We start from the raw sequence: 2,893 nt of genomic DNA, 5'->3' as shown, positions 1-2,893 counted from the left end.
GTCTGGATTGCCTTTCGTGTTTTCGGTGGTTTATCAACATTATCGTAATGCGTTGTGGCGTATTATGGCAGGCGTTATGTGCTATCAGAAAAGGAATTCAGAAAGTTATGAAAAGGTACATTTTAAGCGCAATCGGTATAGTTGTTGTTTTAATTTCGCTGTATGGATCTTTTGATTCTTATCGAAATTCTCATCTTTCAACGAATATTGAAAATGGCAGTTACGAGAAATGTTTCAATGATAGTAATTTAAAAAATTTTACTTACCGTTCGTGGAGTGGGGGCGATAAATTCGCTGTGAGGTTTGTTGACTCAGGTAATAAAGCCTGTTTCGCTCCAAAGTTTCCATCAATTGAGGTTACATCTCCTCGAGTCACACATTGGATACATATTGTTTCGACAAATGGCAATGCTCAACTAACTGGTAAGCATTCATCATTTGGTTCAAATGTGCGGCGATGGCAATTTGTTGATGTCGGCTCACAAAGTCACCGTGATAATGGCATTCCATTTTATAGTGTAAATACGGCTTTTAGGGATAATCCTGCGTGGAGTGTTGCTCCACACGTTACATTAAATTGGGTCGGCACAGTATTTGGGTTGAGTGAACAAGATGGAGTTTTGTATCCCGTAGGCGGATTGAGTTGGGGCTTTACACTGCAACAATGGACTTTAGAGCCTAAAGCAATCCCTCCCCAGGTCGTGGATAAAGAAGCTTGGTTAGCTGTTGTGGATGACTTAGTTAAGGAATATCCAAACTATACATTCAGTAGACATTCAACTCGCACATAACAAAGCCATCAAAACGACCCTCAACGCTTGGCATTCTAGGTATGAATTGGCTTTAGTGCTTACGGTAGTTAATTAAATGTTGTCGTAATGCGTTGCTGGCGTTTTATGGCAGGTCGTTAGCACGCATAATTGTCACATCAAACAAGTTATAGGAGAGAAATGTTAGATGCCAGAAAGATTAGAATTAACCAAAAACGCACATTTTTATCTTCCAAAAAATGATGTAACTGACGAGATAATACAAAATTTGCTTGATGAAGCATCAAGCAATATGGAAGAAGGTGGTGTTTTTATAATTGATGAGTTTAGAAAGGAAGCATTCGTTGAGGAAAGTGAATTCAACTATATTTATTCAATTAAAGTTTTTCCTTCAGTAAGACCTGTATACTTCTTAAATGATGAAATAGAAGATAGAATCCATGCTTACATCATTGTCATTGAATATAATGGTCATTATGCAATCCTAAGAAAAAGTTGCTCAAATATTTCTGAATTAATAAAGGATAACTTTGAGCTGATTGGTAGCACTGAACTGAGTCGAACTTTTAATCATGATGCTGAATATCAGAAAATGGCTTTACGTAACATGACCGTTTCAGATCGTGCGATGCGTGCAAGGTCATATGAGGCTGCAGATTTAAAAGGGTTGCTTTCCACACACTCAGCAGGTCGTTCAATACCTTATTATCTAAAAATCAGACAAGGTTCTGCGATAAAGTCTATTTCAGGTACAGGCAGAATAGTAGAGGCATCTCAGCGAATTTCTATTGATGATATAGCATCATGGGTAAAAGAACAGGTTGAACTACTAGCTAATGCAACAGATAACGAGTTTCTAGAAGCATTTGCGAAAAAGGTGGAGCTTAACGATGTGTTAGACATCACAACACCAAACGCCTTACTTATTGAAAGTACTCAGCTATACGAAAGAATCGAAAAAGATGGACTTGTTTTAAAATACAAGTTGTCAAAAGGAAAGTCTGTAGTCATATCAAACAGAATAAAGCAGCGTTTATTCCAAGAGTTAGAAAAAACGTATGAAGTGGATTCTAACTATCAAATTGTTGGTCGCGCAGGTGAGTCTAAGATTAAGAAAAATCCCAAAACACTAACGATCCATTCTAAAGTTCTATCAAGTTTTCGTGTGGTAGAGAAGGGAAAAGAAGTTACTCTCCAGAGATATATAATAAAAAATGGTTTTTATAGCATCACATTCGCTGATCCAAAGTACATGTATTTCATGGGGGCATGTTTTCAAGATTCCTCTGGTATATCTGAGATCAATAGTATTCTTGATATATTACATCCAATTCCTGACATGGCGAATGTAACTTCTGAGAAAGGTGATTTTTCCACAAATCAGCAAGCATTTGAACTTGGTTCTATGTTTGAGCTTGTTGAGCGAATTCATCAAGGTGATAATTATGTTTTTTGTGATGATTTGGGCATTGAGTGGGCAGATCATATCACTTTAAATTGCACTGATGGATGTATCTCATTTATTCATTCAAAACATGGAGACCAAACTACTTCAGCTAGTAAACTGCACGATGTTGTTGGACAAGGTATCAAAAACTTAGGCAATATGTTTTTTACTCAGCAGCAACTTGTTCAGAGAATTGAAACCAAGTTTAATGATTTTTACAAAAACAGTGGCACTCAAACGCAAATCCACCGAGTTAGAATTGGAGATGTTACTCGCGTAGAATCTGATTTAGAGAGCTTGTTGAAGAATTATCAACTTCACCGAAAGTGCATATTAAGCTGTTCATTTATTTCTAAATCAAGTATCGCAACTGAATTTAGGAAAATACAAGCAGGGCAGCCAGTGGCAGGTCACATAACACAGTTATTGTGGATCATATCGTCTTTTGCACATGCTGTACGAGATATGCACTCAATCCCAATAATTTACTGTGCGCCGTAGCGTGCTAACAAGGCAATCAAGGTGATGCGTTACACTCGGCGGTTTTAGTATGGAGTTCGGTGCCCTCTGCTAGTTCAGTGGGGCACACCTTATTGCAGGCGTTAAATGCTATTTGTAGTGTCCAATTAAAATTAGGGGCAGAGGTTATGAAAATTGAGCAAGATCTACAGTCGAA

The 2,893-nt window shown here is 37.6% G+C and carries 2 protein-coding genes; both read left to right on the top strand.

Going from position 1 to position 2,893, the window contains the following annotated elements; translation table 11 throughout:
* Window positions 1–791: hypothetical protein (locus A3K86_RS00060; protein WP_232321882.1), on the top strand; the 791-nt coding region annotated here is incomplete at its 5' end.
* Between the two features lie 166 nt (window positions 792–957).
* Window positions 958–2,718 (top strand): hypothetical protein, encoded by a 1,761-nt coding sequence (locus tag A3K86_RS00055; protein WP_068325778.1) that lies wholly within the window; start codon window positions 958–960, stop codon window positions 2,716–2,718.
* The last annotated feature ends 175 nt before the right edge of the window (window positions 2,719–2,893 follow it).

The sequence above is a fragment of the Photobacterium jeanii genome, assembly GCF_001650345.1.
GTDB lineage: Bacteria > Pseudomonadota > Gammaproteobacteria > Enterobacterales > Vibrionaceae > Photobacterium > Photobacterium jeanii.
The sequence above is the reverse complement of the archived record's forward strand: the minus strand, read 5'-3'. Positions and strand labels throughout refer to the sequence as shown.

What these genes read in the sequence shown, in the direction of transcription:
- A3K86_RS00055 (WP_068325778.1), top strand. Translation starts at nt 958, where the DNA reads ATGCCAGAAAGATTAGAATTAACCAAAAACGCACATTTTTATCTTCCA.